Here is a 16,127-nt window from a genome sequence, read left to right as displayed (position 1 = left end):
GGGGTGTTTTCAGCGGGTGTGCTGCCATAACGAATAGACCGGAATGGGCCGTAGGAGGAGTCGCAGAACGGCACGTCGCGTGTGCGCCTGATCCCTTGCCTTTGTCCGCTTGGCCCTGGGGCCGTACCCAAGGCGCGCCAGCGGGCCAAGCGCGCATGCCCTTGCCTTCGCCTACTGGATGTTGCGCAACCGCCGCAAGACACTGTTTTTTGCCCAACGGCACCCGGATTCGGGTATTTGCCTCTTGTCATTTTACGTAATTATGAGAAATTACAGTCTTCCGCAAGAATATCATCTATTTGCAGGCACTTGGAAGCACGTTGGCGGCAAAAGCTGCAAGTCAGCTGCCCGCCCGCCGTTGAAGATCACTCTGGAGTTTCACCCGCACCATGCGCCCGGTTCCCAACTCACTGCACGACGAAGCCGCTTCGCGCTTGCGCGAGCAAATCTTTGCGGGCGCCTTGCCCCCCGGGAGTTTTCTGGACGAAGCGGCCTTGTGCGAGCGGCTCGCTATTTCGCGCACGCCGCTGCGCGAGGCGCTCAAAGTGTTGGTGGCGGAGGGCTTGCTGCGCCACGAGCCACGCCGGGGATGTTTTGTGGCCGAGATCACCGAACGCGACCTAGATGACCTTTTCCCGGTGATCGCACTGCTTGAAGGCCGCGCAGCGCATGAGGCCACACGCAAGGCGGTGGCGGCAGACATTGCCGCGCTCGACGTGTTGCACCAGCGGCTGCAGCAATTTGCGTCCGAAGGCCTGATCGCCGACTACTACGAAGCCAACTACGCCATCCACGAGGCCTTCATCACACTGGCGGACAACCGCTGGCTGGCCCAGGTGATTGGCGACCTGCGAAAGATCCTGCGCCTGGCCCGGGCGCAAACGCTGCATGTGCCCGGCCGCCTGCAGCAAAGCCTGGCCGAGCATCTGGCCGTGTTCGCTGCGCTCAAGGCGCGCGACTGCGATGCCGCTGAAGAGGCCATGCGCAACCATCTGTTGCGCCAGCGCGATGCGCTGCGCGACGTAGCCCGCAACCAGCAATCGAGGCTCACCCCATGATCAACAGCACCCCCGAATGGATCACCCGCAGTGTGTCGCGCCTGCGCACGGCAGCGCCCGCCGCAGACAAGCCCGCTGACAAAACCGGCGAGAAGGCAAGCGAGAAGGCGACCGACAAACCGGCCCGCGCCGGGCTCGACAAATCGGTGACCGATGTGGTGGCCAAGGTCGCCGTGCCACGTTCCACCAACGAGCGGCTGCAGGCCACGCTGCGGCGCGGGCAGGAGGCTCTGTCGCCCCGCGCGCTGCGCCGTCTGCTGGCCGACCTGCAGGAGGTGGTGGCCCCGCAGGTGAGCGAGATCGAAGGCGGCCGCCGCGCCCAGGCCGTGGCCGAGTGGTATGCCAAGGCCGAGCCCGAAGAGCGCCGCGATATGTGGCTGCTGATGTGCGAGCAGTTCGCCCCCGACGCCACGCGCTTCAAATCGGCCCGCCAACGCTACGAAGCGGCGGCTGGCACGGCCGAAGAAGGCCAGGCCGAGATCAGCCTGCGCCGCGCACTGGTGTCGCCGCGCACGCGGCTGCTGCAGCGTTTTTCTGCGTTCCCTGAAGGCATGCGTTTCTTGCTGGACATGCGTGCCGAGCTGCTGCCCCTGCTCAAGTCCGACAAGCGCCTGTTGGCGCTGGATGCCGAGCTGGAGCACCTGTTCTCGACCTGGTTTGACGTGGCCTTTCTGGAGCTACGCCGCCTGTCGTGGGACTCGCCCGCTTCGCTGATTGAAAAGCTCATCAAGTACGAGGCCGTGCACGACATCCGCAGCTGGGCCGATCTGAAAAACCGCCTGGACAGCGACCGCCGCTGCTACGGCTTCTTTCACCCGCGTTTGCCCAACGAGCCACTGATCTTTGTGGAGGTGGCGCTGGTGGACAAAATCTCGTCCAGCATCACGCCTTTGCTCGACGAAGCGGCGGCACCCGCTGACATCGGGAGGGCCACCACGGCGATCTTCTATTCGATCAGCAACACCCAGACCGGGCTGCGCGGTGTGAGCTTTGGCGATTCACTCATCAAGCATGTGGTGGAGACCCTCACGGCCGAATTTCCCCGGTTGCGCACCTTTGCCACGTTGTCGCCGATTCCGGGTTTCCGCGCTTGGTTGGGCAAGCATGCCGGTGCGATGCTGGAGCGCCTGGATGACAAGCGCCGCACCGAGCTGGGCCGGGCCGTGGGCTTTGAACCCCCGCAAGCCACCCATCTGCTGGCTGCGCTCGACAAGGCCACCGACCTCGATGCACGATCGCCCGTGCGCCAGATGCTGATGGAGTGCGCCGCACGCTACCTGGCCCGTGAGCTGCAGGACGGAAAGCCAGTGGACCCGGTGGCCCGCTTCCACCTGGGCAACGGAGCGCGGGTGGAACGCCTGAACTGGGCGGGAGACCCGTCCAGCAAAGGACTGAAACAATCGTACGGGCTGATGGTGAATTACCTGTACGACCTCAAGCGCATCGACAAGCACCGCAGCTTGCTCGCGCAAGGCAAGGTGCCGGTGTCGGGGGACATCGACAGCCTGTGCCGTGACTGACCGCAGGCTCCGGTGCCGCGCAATGCCATCATCGTCATCATCGGCGCAGACAATGGCCGATGGACCCCCTCAGAGGGGAGCCAGCCGATGGTGGCAAGTGCTTGGCACGGTTTGAACGGTGGGGCACCGTAGGCCTGCTTTCCTTTTTTACAACGACGACAGGAGACAAGGAATGAAAGACATGCGAATTCAGCGCCGTGAGGTGTTGCTGGGGGCTGCTGCCACAGGTTTGGGGCTGGCCACGGGCACGGTGCCTGCATGGGCCCAGGCATCGGCCTGGCCCACCAAGCCGGTGAACCTGGTGGTGCCGTTCCCTGCGGGCGGCGGCACCGATGCCTTTGCGCGCCCCTTGGCAGCGCAGTTCTCCAAGGCCACCGGCAAGACGCTAGTGATCGACAACCGAGGGGGCGCGGGCGGCACCGTGGGGGCCAGCTTTGCCTCCAAGGCTGCACCAGACGGCTACACGCTCTTCATGGGGGCCGTGCACCACGCGATTGCCCCGTCGATGTACCCCAAGCTCGACTACGACCTGGAGAAGGACTTCATTCCGCTGTTCTTGCTGGCCAACGTGCCCCAGGTGGTGGTGGTCAACCCCAAGAACGTGCCGGTCAATAACTTTCAGCAGTTCATGGACTATGTGAAGCGCAACCCCGCCAAGCTCAATTACGGGTCTGCGGGCGCTGGCACGTCGCACCACCTGGCGGGCGAGCTGTTCAAGCAGCAGACGGGCACCTTCATCACCCACATCCCCTACCGGGGTGCCGGCCCCGCGCTGCAGGACCTGATTGGTGGGCAAGTGGACATGATGTTTGACGGGCTGGGTTCCTCGGCGTCCCACATCAAAGGTGGGCGTATCAAGGCGCTCATGGTGTCGGGCCCCAAGCGCAATGCCGCGTTCCCAGACGTACCCTGCGCCGCCGAAGTTGGCCTGCCCGACTACACCGTCACCACCTGGTACGGCCTGTGGGCACCCAAGGGCACTCCCGCCGATGTGCAGGCGCGCATCGTGGACGAGGTGCGCAAGCTGGGCAGCGCCGACGAACTCAAAACGATCTGGGCCAACAACGGCGCCGAATACGGCGGCATGACCCAGCAGCAGTTTGCGGGCATGGTCAGCAGCGAGGTCAAGCGCTGGGCGGCGGTGGTGAAGGCCTCTGGCGCAAAGCTTGATTAACCCCCTGTGGCGCTTTGCGCCTTCCCCCTGAAGGGGGACGCCACCCGTGGCCCGGCAAAGCCGGTTCCACGGTGGCACTCGCGATGGCGTAGCGCGGGCTTTCAGGGCTGAGTAATGTGCATAACTTGATAGGTTGCCGAGATGTCGGGTGAAGTGTTGATGGAATCGGGTGAGCGTGGAGTGGCGCACGTCACCCTGCGCCACTCCGGGCGGCTGAACGCCATGTCGCGTAGCATGTGGCGGCAGCTGCGTACGGTGTTTGAAGACATCCAGCAGCGCAGCGATGTGCGCTGCGTGCTCATTGCGGGGGAGGGCGATGCCTTCTGTGCGGGCGGTGACATTTCGGAGTACCCTGGCTTTCGGTTTGATGTCGCTGCCTTGCGCGACTTTCATGAGAACGACGTCTGGGGTGGGCTCAACGCCATGCTCCAGTGCGACGTGCCCATCGTGGCGCAGATCCGTGGCGCCTGCATGGGTGCCGGGGTGGAGATCGCCAGCTGCTGCGACATCCGCGTGGCGGGCAGTGGTGCGCGTTTTGGCGCGCCGATTGCCAAGCTCGGTTTCCCGATGGCCCCGCGCGAGGCGCAGCTGGTGGCGGGTGCTGTGGGTGACGTGACCGCACGCCAGATGCTGCTGGAGGCCGCCACCTTCAGCGCCCCTGACATGCTGGCACGCGGCTTTCTGAGCCGTGTGGTGGCCGACGACATGGTGGCCACCGAGGCCCAGGGAAGCGCACTGCGCATCGCCGCACTGGCGCCGCAGGCCGCCCGCATGAACAAGCAGACATTTCGGGCATTAAAAATGCCTCTGGCGCTTGATGGGAAAGCGCAAATAGCTATGAAAAATATAGTAAACGGGGCGCCTGACCCCTATGCCTACGCGGACAGCGCCGAGCACCGCGAAGGCATCACCGCGTTCCTAGAAAAACGCGCGCCGTTGTTTTGACGGGCCCCGCCCGCCTTGTTGATCCAAACCTTTAAAACCGTCCAACTGCCATGAGCCAAAACAACCTCTTCAGCGCCCTGCGCGCAGCCTTCCCGTCTGACCTGGACAGCACCGCCGTCGAGACCATGGCGGCAGATGGCACCCCGCTGTTCTACACCTGGCGCGACCTGGACCGCGCCAGCGCCCGCATCGCCAATCTGCTCGCATCGCTCAAGCTGCCCCAAGGCAGCCGCGTGGCCGTGCAGGTGGAAAAGTCCGTCGAAGCCATGGCGCTGTACCTGGCCACGCTGCGTGCGGGCTACGTCTTTTTGCCGCTCAACACCGCCTACCAAAGCGCCGAGATCGAATACTTCATCGGCAACGCCGAGCCCGCGGTGGTGGTGTGCTCGCCCGGCAACTTCGGCTGGGTCAGCAAGATTGCCTTCACGCTGGGCACGCAGCATGTGTTCACCCTGGGCGACGACCGCACCGGCAGCCTGCTCGAGCGCGCCACCCACCACAGCGATGAGCACCAGGCCGTGGCCCGCAGTGCAGATGACCTCGCCGCCATCCTCTACACCAGCGGCACCACCGGCCGCAGCAAGGGCGCCATGCTCACGCACGGCAACATGCTGAGCAACGCCGTCATGCTCAAGGACTACTGGGGCTGGAAGAAGGGTGACGTGCTCATCCACGCCCTGCCCATCTTCCACGTGCACGGCCTGTTCGTCGCCATCCACGGCGCGCTCATCAACGGCAGCAAGATGATCTGGATGGCCAAGTTCGACCCGAAGGCCGTCATCGCCGCCATGCCCCGCGCCACCGTGTTCATGGGCGTGCCCACGCTCTACGTGCGCATGCTGGCAGAGCCCGGCTTGACCAAAGATGCGGTGAAGAACATGCGCCTGTTCATCGCAGGCTCTGCACCCCTGCTGATCGAAACCTTCAAGGAATGGCAGCAACGCACCGGCCACACCATTCTGGAGCGCTACGGCATGAGCGAAACCATCATGCTCACCAGCAACCCCTACAGCGCCGACAAGCGCTACAAGGGCCAGGACGAGCGCCGGGGCGGCACCGTGGGCTTCCCCCTGCCGGGCGTGAGCCTGCGTGTGCAGGGCGACGACGGCAAAGACCTGCCCACGGGCGAGATCGGCGGCATCCAGGTCAAGGGCCCCAACGTGTTCAAGGGCTACTGGCGCATGCCCGAGAAGACGGCGGAAGAGTTCACCAAAGACGGCTACTTCAAGACCGGCGACGTGGGCAAGGTCGATGAACGCGGCTACGTCCACATCGTGGGCCGCAGCAAAGACCTCATCATCAGCGGCGGCTACAACGTCTATCCGGCAGAGATCGAGGGCTACATCAACGACATGCCCGGCGTGGCCGAAAGCGCCCTGGTCGGCGTGCCGCACCCCGACTTTGGCGAAGTGGGCGTGGCCGTGGTGATTGCCAAGCCCGGAGCCAGCCTGAACGCTGACGCCATCGTGGCCCAGCTCAAGTCCCAGCTGGCCAACTTCAAGATCCCCAAGAAGTGTTTTGTGGTGGCTGAATTGCCCCGCAACACCATGGGCAAGGTTCAGAAGAACCTGCTGCGGGAGCAGTACAAGGGGTTGTTTGTGTGATGCGTTGAGGCGGGTCTTGTGGCCGCCTTTGCATGCCCGCCATCGTGCGGGCCTGTTTCGCTCTTATGGGCTCTTGTGGTCTTGGCATGCTGGTATTGGGTGGCGCACTTCAGATGTGAGACCGGTTTTTTCGCTTGATCCGCGATGTCTGGGGCGTGATTCTGTTTAAACATGCGCTCCTGTAGAGCGTAAAGCGCTGAGATGTTCAGGAAGTGCTTGAGAAGTTCGATATGGAAATGCCTTGTCAGCTTCGACTGGTTCGAGCGTTGTCCTCTAGATCTTGTCAGCCCGCGTCAGAGTCCATGGCCATAGCCCACAACCTTTGTCGGTACGCCTGATGTTCATATGACGCTTTGTGGCCTTGGGCCTCCAAGCGCCTCTCGTGTCACCTTTGGGCCACACAGTTGAATCGCCGCATCCTCTCCATCCCTCTCGGAATCGCCCTGATCGCGATCATCGGAGCATCACTCGCCCCTCTTTTTCTGACTCCGAAAGTTTCACCGTGCGCCTACCTCAGCGCACCGGTGCGGTTTCTCAAAATTGATAGCCGCCCGGTGAAAGTAAATCGAGGCACTCGCCCGTTCCCAGTGGTGGAATACAGCTACGTCGTTTCCGGCAAGAGCTATACCAGCACCAAGGTGTTTTGCTCAGAAAGCGATGGGTTCAAAGCGAATTGGTCCAAGGTCGACCGCTTCTTTCACGTTGCCAAAAATGGGGGTGAAATTGTGGCTTGGTTTCCACCGTTTTCCCCCGAGTCGGCGTGCATCTCCATCGATGCGGAGTTCGACTACTCCGTGGTGTCAAGCACCTCTTCTCAGTGCCGGGCGGATTGAGGCCTGCCCTTGGCTGGGTGAGGGGGCTTCCCGGCATCGGGTGGTGATGCTGCCGACTCCTTCGTGTTGGAGTTTGGTGATGCAAGAAGTGTTTGCTATTTAATTGATAGCTTGTTGCGCTTTATCTATAAGCGCTAGAGCCTGGTTTTTGCGAAGCAGACTGTTCGCACAAAAACCGGCGGTGCCAGCACACGCAGGTTCACCAACGCACAGGCCTCATCACCCCGCTACGGCAGCGGCAGTAGTGACGGTGTTGGCTTCACCACACCTTGCTGTGGCGCACAAAAGATGCATTCCGGCCCCGCCTCTGTAGTCGCAGGCGCAGCAGCCCCTTCCGCATGGTTGCAGCAGTGCTCCAGCCACCCGGCCACCAGCCGGTACACCGAAATTTTGGTGCGGGCCGTGGGCGCGCAGAGGTAGTAGCCCAGCGGACTGTCAAAGCGGTCTTTCAGGGGCTCGACCAGCGTACCTGCCTGTAGTTCGTCCTCCACCAAACAGGTGGGCACGATGCTCACACCAAAGCCTGAGACTGCTGCCCGGATGATGAGCGAGTAAAGGTTGAAGCCCGGCCCGAAGCGGCTGGCGCAGGTGTCCAGGCGATGTGCTTCCAACCAGTCTTGCCAGGCCAGGGGCACCTCGATGTGTCGCAGCAGCGTGGCGCGCACCAAGTCTTGCGGAGTGTGCAGGGGCAGGGCGTCGCGCAGTTGGGGGTTGCAGACGATGCAGGTCTCTTTGCCGATCAGATAGCGCGCATTGGCGCTGGGCCAGTTGTCGTAGCCGTACTGGATGGCAGCGTCGAACTCGTGCGGCGTCGCAAAGTCGTGCGCGTGCTGGTAGCGCACAAAGTTCAGCGACACCTGCGGCAGCGTGCGCTTGAAGTGGCCCAGGCGCGGAAACAGCCACGGCACCCCAAATTGGGCAAGCACGAGGCGCCGAACATTTGGACGGGAATGAAAAAACACCGAGCGGGCGTCTAGTCTTCTCGGTGTTTTGCTATGTATTTAATAGCTTTTAGCGCTCTATGGACAAGCGCTAGAGCCTGTTTTGATGCTTGAATTTATGCTTAACGCAGCACAAGCACAGGGATGTGCGAGTGCGTCAGCACATGCTGCGTCTCGCTGCCCAGCAACAGGCGCTTGAGGCCCTTGCGGCCGTGCGATGCCATCACGATCAGGTCGCACTTGTGCTTCTTGGCGGCCGAGATGATGGCTTCGGCCACGAGGTCGGACTTGGCGATGACGGCCTTGACTGCCACGCCTTGGGCGTCGCCCTGGGCCTTCACGCCATCGACCATGGCCTGTGCCGCATCGCCCCATTGGGTTTCGATGCGCTTGACGTCGTTGGTATCGACGGGCATGCCGCCCTCGAAGTAACTGCGGGGGTAGCGGGGCACCACCTTGAGAGCCACGGCAGAGGCGCCGGTGAGCGCGGCCAGCGACAGTCCGTGTTCCACGGCCTTGTCGGAAAGGGGTGAGCCGTCCGTTGCGATCAGGATGCGTTTGTACATAAAGGTCTCCTCAAAGTGATGGAACAAGCTTAGGATGAATCATGTTCTGGGACTTGATGCAGGTCAATGTACCTGTCATGCCCGAACGATAGGCTTGAACCATGTCAATGTTTCGACCCGGTGCGCCGGCCTCCTCCCCGGCACATCCGCCCGATGCTGTTTCCAATGCGGAGCCTGCCGCGCACGCCGTGCTGCTGGACGACCCGCAGGAGTGGTCGGCGTTCGGTCGGCCTGTGGGGCCAACTGGCCAGGCTGCCGAAGATCCCGCCAGCTGTGCCTGGGACTCCCAGGTGGTGCTGGACGGCATGCACTGCGCGGCCTGTGCCCTCACCATCGAAGATGCCCTGCGCAGCGTGCCCGGCGTGCTGCAGGCGGATGTGAGCGCTGCCACGCGCCGTGCGCGCGTGGTGTGGCAGCCCTCCCAGGTGCAGCCCTCGCAGTGGATGGACGCTGTGCACAAGGCAGGCTACCGCGCCATGCCCGCCATGGATGCCTTTGCGCGCGAGCAGCGCCAGCGTGAGAACCGCCGTGCCCTGTGGCGCTGGCTGGTGGCAGGCTTTTGCATGATGCAGGTGATGATGTACGCGTGGCCCGCGTACGTGGCGCAACCTGGCGACCTGACGGGCGAAATGGAGCAACTGCTGCGCTGGGCCTCGTGGGTCATCACGCTGCCCATGGTGGTGTTCTCGTGTGGGCCGTTCTTCAGCAGTGCGCTGCGCGATATTCGCCTGCGCCGCGTCAGCATGGACCTGCCCGTGGCGCTGGGCATGGCCATCACCTTTGTGGTGAGCACGGCGGGCACCTTCGACCCTGCAGGCATCTTCGGCAAGGAGGTGTACTACGACTCGCTGACGATGTTTGTTTTCTTCCTGCTCACGGGCCGCTGGCTGGAGCTGCGCCTGCGCGACCGCACCGCCGGTGCGCTGGAAGCTGTGATGAACCGCCTGCCCGACAGCGTAGAGCGGCGCACGGCCGATGGCAGCTTTGTACGCGTGGCCACGCGCCGTGTGGTGGCGGGAGACACCATCCGTGTGCTGCCGGGCGAGGCGTTTCCGGCCGATGGACGCATCACGCTGGGCAGCACGCACGCCGATGAATCCCTGCTGACGGGCGAGTCCACCCCCGTGGCGCGCCCCGTGGGCAGCACGGTCACCGCGGGCAGCTACAACCTGCAGGCGCCGGTGGAGGTGCATGTGGAAGGCACTGGCGGGCAGACCCGCTTCGCCCAGATCGTGGCGCTGATGGAAAGTGCGTCGCTGCAAAAGCCACGCCTTGCCCAATTGGCGGATCGCATTGCGCGGCCGTTTCTGGTGGCGGTGCTCGTGGCAGCGGGCCTGGCTGCGGTGTACTGGTGGCCGTCCGACCCGGGACATGCCCTGATGGTGGCGGTGGCTGTGCTCATCGTCACCTGCCCCTGCGCGCTGTCGCTGGCCACGCCGGTGGCCATGCTCACCGCCGCTGGCACGCTGGCGCGCCATGGTGTGCTGGTGCGCAATCTGCAGGGGCTGGAGGCGCTGGCCCATGTGGACACCGTGGTGTTCGACAAGACCGGCACGCTCACGCGGGACGGCATGGCCTTGCAGGCCGTACACACCGCCCATGGGTGGAGCACGCAAGAGGTGTTGGCTCTGGCGGCGTCTTTGGCGCGCCACTCGATGCACCCTGCATCGCGCGCCGTGGTGGCTGCGGCTGCTGCGCTGGACGATGGTCGCTGGGCGGTGACCGATCTGCAGGAAGAAGCCGGGCAGGGCCTGGTGGCCAGGGTGCACGACAGATTGGGGGCCGGACAGCCCGCGCGCCAGGTCCGGCTGGGGTCTGCGCACCATGCAGGCGTGGCGCCTGAAGAAGCGGGGTCGGCGCTGCAGGTGGTGCTGTCGGAGCAGCATGTCAGCGGCGCAGTGTCCGAGTTGGCCCGTTTCGATCTGGTGGAAGACCTGCGCGCGGAGGCTCCTGCGGTAGTGACTGCGCTGGAGCAGGGCGGCGTGGCGGTGCAACTGCTGTCGGGCGACCGCGTGGGCGCGGTGCAACGTGTGGCGGCGCAAGCGGGCATTGCCCAGGCGGCGGGCGAGTGCACGCCCCAGGGCAAGCTGGCTGCGTTGCAGGCCTTGCAGGCGGGTGGCCACCAGGTGGCCATGGTGGGCGATGGGCTGAACGATGGCCCGGTGCTGGCAGGGGCCCATGTGTCGTTTGCATTTGGCCGTGCGGTGCCGCTGGCGCAGTCGCAGGCCGATTTTGTGGTGCTGGGCGACAGCTTGGCACTGGTGCCCCAGACCGTGCTGCTGGCGCGCCGTACCTTGCGTGTGGTGCGCCAGAACCTGTGGTGGGCTGCCGGCTACAACGCGTTGTGTGTTCCGCTGGCGGTGGTGGGCTGGATGCCAGCCTGGCTGGCCGGGCTGGGCATGGCGCTCAGCTCGCTGCTGGTGGTGCTCAACGCCGCGCGCCTTGCGCGCGACCTGCCGGCTTTGCCTGCGCAAGGCGAAGACCTGCGGCCACAACAGGGCGCTGTGCCCATTGATATCTCAAAAACAAGCTGGCTGGAGGCTGCCTGATGGACATTCTTTATCTGCTGATTCCATTGTCCGTGGTACTGGTGCTGATGATTCTGGCGGGCCTTTGGTGGGCGGTCTACCACGGCCAGTTCGAGAGTGTCGAGCAAGAGGGAGAGCGGATTCTCCGAGACGGTTGACTTGTGTCAATGCCCAAAAAAGCTGACTGCAACAAACTCTTACTGCATTACAAAGAGGTGCCCGATGGATTCTCCAAAAACAAATGCTGCGCACTACAACGATACAGTGGTGCGGCAGTTTTCTATCCTGGCCGTGGTTGTGGGGGTGGTTGGCATGCTGGTGGGCGTCATCATCGCCGCCCAGCTTGCCTGGCCTGAACTCAACTTTGGCATTCCGTGGCTCAGTTATGGCCGCTTGCGACCCTTGCACACCAATGCGGTGATCTTTGGGTTTGGTGGCAGTGCGCTGTTCGCCACCAGTTACTACGTGGTGCAACGCACCTGCCAGGTTCGCCTGTTTGCCGGGCCCCTGGCGGCCTTCACCTTCTGGGGATGGGTGCTGGTCATTGCCGGGGCCGTCATCAGCCTGCCAATGGGCTACACCCAGGGCAAGGAATACGCTGAACTCGAGTGGCCGATTGACATCCTGATCACGCTGGTCTGGGTGTCCTATGCCATCGTGTTCTTTGGCACCATCGGTGTGCGCAAGGTCAAGCACATCTATGTGGCCAACTGGTTCTTTGGCGCGTTCATCCTGGCTGTGGCATTGCTGCACGTGGTCAACAGCGCTGCGATCCCGGCTGACCTCATGAAGAGCTACTCGGCCTACGCCGGTGTGCAGGATGCCATGGTGCAGTGGTGGTATGGCCACAACGCCGTGGGCTTCTTCCTGACCGCAGGCTTCCTGGGCATGATGTACTACTTCATCCCCAAGCAGGCGGGACGACCCGTGTATTCGTATCGCCTGTCGATCGTGCACTTCTGGGCCTTGATCTTCACCTACATGTGGGCCGGCCCTCACCACCTGCACTACACCGCGCTGCCTGACTGGACGCAATCGGTGGGCATGGTGTTCTCGCTGATCCTGCTGGCACCCAGCTGGGGCGGGATGATCAACGGCATCATGACCCTGTCGGGTGCCTGGCACAAGCTGCGTGACGACCCCATCCTGCGTTTCCTGATCGTGTCACTGTCGTTCTACGGCATGTCCACGTTCGAAGGTCCGATGATGTCCATCAAGACCGTCAACGCCCTGAGCCACTACACCGACTGGACCGTGGGCCACGTGCACTCGGGCGCGTTGGGCTGGGTGGGTCTGATCTCGATGGGCTCGCTGTACTACCTGGTGCCCCGACTGTTTGGCCGCGAAAAGATGCACTCCATCAAGGCCATTGAGCTGCACTTCTGGATGGCCACCATTGGCATCGTGCTGTACATCGCCGCGATGTGGATTGCCGGTGTGATGCAAGGCCTGATGTGGCGCGCCATCAACCCCGACGGCACGCTGACCTACACCTTTGTGGAAAGCGTGAAGGCGACCTATCCGTTCTATGTGATCCGCGTGGCCGGTGGCCTGCTGTATCTGGGTGGCATGTTGGTCATGGCCTGGAACGTGTGGATGACAGCGATCTCGGGCCGTTCGGTCAAGGTGGCGATTCCTGCCGTGAATGCGGCCCACGCCTGAGCCGAAGGAGATAACTCATGTCTAACAACAACCCATCGAATTCGACCGGCTTCTCCCATGAAAAGGTGGAAACCAACAACTTCCTGATGATCGTGCTGATCCTCCTGGTCATCGCCATCGGCGGCCTGGTAGAGATCGTGCCACTGTTCTTCCAGAAGTCCACAACCGAGGCGGTCAAGGGCGTGGAGCCTTACAACGCCATGCAACTGGTGGGCCGCGACGTCTACATCCGTGAAGGTTGCTACAACTGCCACTCGCAGATGATCCGCCCCTTCCGCGCTGAAACCCTGCGCTATGGGCACTATTCGGTGGCGGGTGAGTTTGTGTACGACCACCCCTTCCAGTGGGGCAGCAAGCGCACAGGCCCCGACCTGCACCGCGTGGGAGGCAAGTACAGCGACGAATGGCACCGCATCCACCTGAACAACCCGCGTGATGTGGTGCCCGAATCGAACATGCCTGCCTACCCTTGGCTGGAGAAGAACGCCGTGGACCCCGCCAGCGTGGCGCCGCGCATGAAGGCCCTGCGCACTGTGGGTGTGCCGTACACCGACGAACAGATCGCTGCGTCTGCCGCTGATGTCAAGGGCAAGACGGAGATGGAAGCGCTGATTGCGTACCTGCAAGTCATGGGCCGCGCGCTCAAGTAAAGGAGATATCCCCATGGACATCACCACCATGCGCATTGTGGCCACGCTGGCTTCAATGGCCTGTTTCATTGGCATCTGGGTCTGGGCCTATCGAGGCCGCAACAAGGCCCGGTTCGACGAGGCCGCCCAGCTGCCTTTCGAGCAAGATTGACCTTCACCAGAACGAGAACACCCCATGAGTGACTTCACCAGCAATTTCTGGTCGGTCTTTGTGACCACGCTGACCCTGGTCGGCATCATCGCCTGCGGCATTCTGCTTTGGATGGCAGGCCGCAAGAAGGTGATGGCCACGTCCGACAACACTACCGGCCACGTCTGGGACGAAGACCTGGTCGAGATGAACAACCCCCTGCCACGCTGGTGGGTGTGGCTGTTTGTCATCACCATCATCTTCGGCCTGGGCTACCTGGCCGCCTATCCAGGCCTGGGCAGCTTTTCCGGCAAGCTCAACTGGACACAGAAGGGCGAATACGAGGCTGAGATGGCCAAGGCCAAGGCCGAGCTGGAGCCGCTGTATGCCCGGTTTGCCTCGATGAAGCCGGAAGACATTGCCAAGGATCCTCAGGCCCAGGCCATTGGCGAGCGCCTGTTCATGAACAACTGCGCGCAGTGCCATGGCTCGGACGCCCGGGGTAGCAAGGGTTTCCCCAATCTGGCTGATGGCGATTGGTTGCATGGCGGTGCACCCGAGAAGATCCGTGAAACCATCGAGAAGGGCCGTATCGGCAACATGCCTCCCATGGCTGCCGCAGTGGGCTCCCCCGAAGATGTGCGCAATCTCTCGCACTATGTGCTGAGTCTTTCGGGCAGCCCGCATGACTCGCTGCGTGCTTCGTTGGGCAAGTCCAAGTTCACGGCGTGTGCAGCCTGCCACGGAATGGACGGCAAGGGTAATCAGGCACTGGGTGCCCCCAACCTGACCGACGACATCTGGCTGCATGGCTGGGGCGAGGCGGCCATCACTGCCATGGTCAACAACGGCAAGGTCAACCAGATGCCCGCCCAGGCGGACAAGCTGACAGAAGCGCAGATCGGTGTGCTGTCGGCCTATGTCTGGGGCTTGTCGAACGGCACCCAGGCCGCTGCACGCTGAGCCTTGGCCACTTGGAGCAGTGCCCAGGCACTGCTCCAGGGGGCAGCGCAAACTGAGAACCACGAAGCAAACGGACCGATACCATCATGAACCCACCCAGCGAGCCTGCTCGCAAGGTCATCCCGATAGCGCCGGTTGCGTCCGATGCCTCATCGCAGGGCGAGATTGTTTCCCTGTACGAAGCGCAAAAGAAGATCTACCCGCGTTCCATCAGTGGCCTGTTCGCGCGTTGGCGCTGGGGTATGGTGTTTCTCACGCAGATCGTTTTCTACGGGCTGCCCTGGTTTGAATGGGGGCAGCGCCAGATGGTGCTGTTTGACCTGGGGGCTCGGCGGTTCTACATCTTCGGCCTGGTTCTGTACCCCCAGGATTTCATCTATCTCACGGGCCTGCTCATTATCTCGGCGTTATCCCTGTTCCTCTTTACGGCGGTGGCAGGGCGACTTTGGTGTGGATTTGCGTGCCCGCAAACGGTCTACACCGAAATGTTCATGTGGATCGAGCACAAGATCGAAGGTGATCGCAGTGCACGGCTTCGGCTGGACAATGGGCCCTGGACCTTCGAGAAGGTTCGCAAGAAGTTTTTTAAGCAGGTCATCTGGATTGCCGTGGCGTTGTGGACGGGGTTCACGTTCGTGGGCTATTTCGTGCCCATCCGCGAACTCGGGGCAGAGCTGCTGGCGGTGCAGGGTGGCTGGCAGATTTTCTGGGTACTGTTCTATGGCTTTGCCACCTATGGCAATGCTGGCTATATGCGCGAACAGGTGTGCAAATACATGTGTCCCTATGCGCGCTTTCAGAGCGCCATGTTCGACAAGGACACGCTGATCGTTACCTACGACCCAGAACGCGGTGAGCAGCGTGGGCCGCGTAAGAAGAACATCGACTACAAGGCCCAGGGGTTGGGCGATTGCATTGACTGCTCGCTGTGTGTGCAGGTGTGCCCCGTGGGCATCGATATTCGCAAGGGCTTGCAGTACGAATGCATCGGCTGTGGCCTGTGCGTGGACGCCTGCAATACCGTGATGGACAAGATGCAGTATCCGCGCGGGCTCATCCGGTTTTCTACGCAGAACGGCGTGGCCAAACGGTGGAGTCAGTCGCAGATCCTGCGCCGTGTGCTGCGGCCACGAGTGCTGATATACAGCGCGGTTCTGGTGGCCCTGTGCGTAGGCATGATGGCCAGCCTTGTCACACGCACGCCTTTGAAGGTGGATGTGGTGCGTGATCGGGCGGCGCTGTCGCGCATCGTGGCGGGTGGAAAGCTGGAGAACATCTACCGCCTGCAGATCATGAACGCCACTGAAGGCCCCCAGCGCTATCGCATCAGTGTGCGTGGCCTTGAAGGGCTGGAAGTCGCTTCTGATGCCGAGGTGGACATCGGTGCGGCGGAGTCCCGGTGGGTGGCCGTCCGTCTGCAGATACCGTATGGATCAGCCCCTTCGGGATCACATGCCGTGCAGTTCGATGTGCAAGCCTTGGGCGCGGACGCCCATGTGAGCGAGAAATCCGTGTTTCTGGTGCCGCGATAACGCAGCGAGCGACCCGGTGCA

Annotated in this window: 15 protein-coding genes; 13 read left to right on the top strand and 2 right to left on the bottom strand. The window is 62.7% G+C overall.

The genetic code is table 11. From position 1 onward, the window contains the following. The first annotated feature begins 389 nt into the window (after nt 1-389). From ACQ4MJ_RS11770 to ACQ4MJ_RS11745, 6 genes are all read left to right on the top strand, one after another. Nucleotides 390-1,058 (top strand): GntR family transcriptional regulator, encoded by a 669-nt coding sequence (locus tag ACQ4MJ_RS11770; RefSeq protein WP_121508748.1) that lies wholly within the window; start codon nt 390-392, stop codon nt 1,056-1,058. Next, complete coding sequence (locus ACQ4MJ_RS11765; RefSeq protein ID WP_121419616.1) at nt 1,055-2,578, top strand: malonyl-CoA decarboxylase; 1,524 nt, start codon at nt 1,055-1,057, stop codon at nt 2,576-2,578. The genes ACQ4MJ_RS11770 and ACQ4MJ_RS11765 overlap by 4 nt, the downstream gene beginning before the upstream one ends. 172 nt (nt 2,579-2,750) lie before the next feature. Then, entirely contained in the window at nt 2,751-3,752 is a 1,002-nt protein-coding gene (locus ACQ4MJ_RS11760; protein WP_055401430.1) for a Bug family tripartite tricarboxylate transporter substrate binding protein, read from the top strand. A 141-nt stretch (nt 3,753-3,893) separates the two neighbouring features. Then, nucleotides 3,894-4,697, top strand: a complete 804-nt coding sequence (locus tag ACQ4MJ_RS11755; RefSeq protein ID WP_431152569.1) for an enoyl-CoA hydratase/isomerase family protein — start codon at nt 3,894-3,896, stop codon at nt 4,695-4,697. A gap of 50 nt (nt 4,698-4,747) precedes the next feature. Next, nucleotides 4,748-6,301 (top strand): malonate--CoA ligase, encoded by a 1,554-nt coding sequence (locus tag ACQ4MJ_RS11750; RefSeq protein ID WP_431152570.1) that lies wholly within the window; start codon nt 4,748-4,750, stop codon nt 6,299-6,301. 404 nt (nt 6,302-6,705) lie between these two features. Then, nucleotides 6,706-7,134, top strand: coding sequence for a hypothetical protein (locus ACQ4MJ_RS11745; protein ID WP_431152571.1), 429 nt, complete (start codon nt 6,706-6,708; stop codon nt 7,132-7,134). Nucleotides 7,135-7,361: 227 nt separating this feature from the next. Here the strand turns inward: ACQ4MJ_RS11745 and ACQ4MJ_RS11740 are convergent, their stop codons facing one another. Both ACQ4MJ_RS11740 and ACQ4MJ_RS11735 read right to left on the bottom strand, forming a co-directional pair. Beyond that, nucleotides 7,362-8,060 carry a LysR substrate-binding domain-containing protein gene (locus ACQ4MJ_RS11740; protein WP_431152572.1) on the bottom strand — a complete coding sequence of 233 codons (699 nt, stop codon included), beginning with the start codon at nt 8,058-8,060 and terminating at the stop codon, nt 7,362-7,364. A 137-nt stretch (nt 8,061-8,197) separates the two neighbouring features. Beyond that, complete coding sequence (locus ACQ4MJ_RS11735; RefSeq protein WP_055395188.1) at nt 8,198-8,641, bottom strand: universal stress protein; 444 nt, start codon at nt 8,639-8,641, stop codon at nt 8,198-8,200. Nucleotides 8,642-8,748: 107 nt separating this feature from the next. Between ACQ4MJ_RS11735 and ACQ4MJ_RS11730 the strand changes: the two genes are divergently transcribed. The 7 genes from ACQ4MJ_RS11730 (at nt 8,749) to ccoG (ending at nt 16,106) form a co-directional block, all read left to right on the top strand. Next, nucleotides 8,749-11,190: a heavy metal translocating P-type ATPase gene (locus ACQ4MJ_RS11730; RefSeq protein WP_242701167.1), complete on the top strand. Its 2,442-nt coding sequence runs from the start codon at nt 8,749-8,751 to the stop codon at nt 11,188-11,190. Then, entirely contained in the window at nt 11,190-11,327 is a 138-nt protein-coding gene (gene ccoS / locus ACQ4MJ_RS11725; RefSeq protein ID WP_008906189.1) for a cbb3-type cytochrome oxidase assembly protein CcoS, read from the top strand. The genes ACQ4MJ_RS11730 and ccoS overlap by 1 nt, the downstream gene beginning before the upstream one ends. A 64-nt stretch (nt 11,328-11,391) precedes the next feature. Next, nucleotides 11,392-12,831, top strand: a complete 1,440-nt coding sequence (gene ccoN, locus ACQ4MJ_RS11720) for a cytochrome-c oxidase, cbb3-type subunit I (RefSeq protein ID WP_055395190.1) — start codon at nt 11,392-11,394, stop codon at nt 12,829-12,831. A gap of 17 nt (nt 12,832-12,848) precedes the next feature. Beyond that, nucleotides 12,849-13,481 carry a cytochrome-c oxidase, cbb3-type subunit II gene (gene ccoO, locus ACQ4MJ_RS11715; protein ID WP_055395192.1) on the top strand — a complete coding sequence of 211 codons (633 nt, stop codon included), beginning with the start codon at nt 12,849-12,851 and terminating at the stop codon, nt 13,479-13,481. A gap of 13 nt (nt 13,482-13,494) precedes the next feature. Further along, on the top strand, nt 13,495-13,632 hold the full coding sequence (locus ACQ4MJ_RS11710) for a cbb3-type cytochrome oxidase subunit 3 (RefSeq protein WP_055395194.1): 138 nt from the start codon (nt 13,495-13,497) through the stop codon (nt 13,630-13,632). A gap of 24 nt (nt 13,633-13,656) precedes the next feature. After that, a complete protein-coding gene (gene ccoP, locus ACQ4MJ_RS11705) occupies nt 13,657-14,574 on the top strand; it encodes a cytochrome-c oxidase, cbb3-type subunit III (RefSeq protein ID WP_055395196.1) in 918 nt (305 codons plus the stop codon). An 86-nt stretch (nt 14,575-14,660) separates the two neighbouring features. Beyond that, nucleotides 14,661-16,106, top strand: coding sequence for a cytochrome c oxidase accessory protein CcoG (ccoG, locus tag ACQ4MJ_RS11700; RefSeq protein ID WP_055395199.1), 1,446 nt, complete (start codon nt 14,661-14,663; stop codon nt 16,104-16,106). The last annotated feature ends 21 nt before the right edge of the window (nt 16,107-16,127 follow it).

Source organism: Acidovorax facilis (assembly GCF_050626955.1).
Lineage (GTDB): Bacteria > Pseudomonadota > Gammaproteobacteria > Burkholderiales > Burkholderiaceae_C > Acidovorax > Acidovorax facilis.
Note: the sequence above shows the minus strand (reverse complement) of the source record. Positions and strands in the feature narration are given on the sequence as shown.

Coding starts and splice junctions, on each gene's coding strand:
- ccoO (WP_055395192.1), top strand. CDS start 12,849: ATGTCTAACAACAACCCATCGAATTCGACCGGCTTCTCCCATGAAAAG.
- ccoN (WP_055395190.1), top strand. CDS start 11,392: ATGGATTCTCCAAAAACAAATGCTGCGCACTACAACGATACAGTGGTG.
- ccoS (WP_008906189.1), top strand. CDS start 11,190: ATGGACATTCTTTATCTGCTGATTCCATTGTCCGTGGTACTGGTGCTG.
- ACQ4MJ_RS11765 (WP_121419616.1), top strand. CDS start 1,055: ATGATCAACAGCACCCCCGAATGGATCACCCGCAGTGTGTCGCGCCTG.
- ccoP (WP_055395196.1), top strand. CDS start 13,657: ATGAGTGACTTCACCAGCAATTTCTGGTCGGTCTTTGTGACCACGCTG.
- ccoG (WP_055395199.1), top strand. CDS start 14,661: ATGAACCCACCCAGCGAGCCTGCTCGCAAGGTCATCCCGATAGCGCCG.
- ACQ4MJ_RS11755 (WP_431152569.1), top strand. CDS start 3,894: ATGTCGGGTGAAGTGTTGATGGAATCGGGTGAGCGTGGAGTGGCGCAC.
- ACQ4MJ_RS11750 (WP_431152570.1), top strand. CDS start 4,748: ATGAGCCAAAACAACCTCTTCAGCGCCCTGCGCGCAGCCTTCCCGTCT.
- ACQ4MJ_RS11710 (WP_055395194.1), top strand. CDS start 13,495: ATGGACATCACCACCATGCGCATTGTGGCCACGCTGGCTTCAATGGCC.
- ACQ4MJ_RS11770 (WP_121508748.1), top strand. CDS start 390: ATGCGCCCGGTTCCCAACTCACTGCACGACGAAGCCGCTTCGCGCTTG.
- ACQ4MJ_RS11730 (WP_242701167.1), top strand. CDS start 8,749: ATGTTTCGACCCGGTGCGCCGGCCTCCTCCCCGGCACATCCGCCCGAT.
- ACQ4MJ_RS11735 (WP_055395188.1), bottom strand. CDS start 8,641: ATGTACAAACGCATCCTGATCGCAACGGACGGCTCACCCCTTTCCGAC.
- ACQ4MJ_RS11760 (WP_055401430.1), top strand. CDS start 2,751: ATGAAAGACATGCGAATTCAGCGCCGTGAGGTGTTGCTGGGGGCTGCT.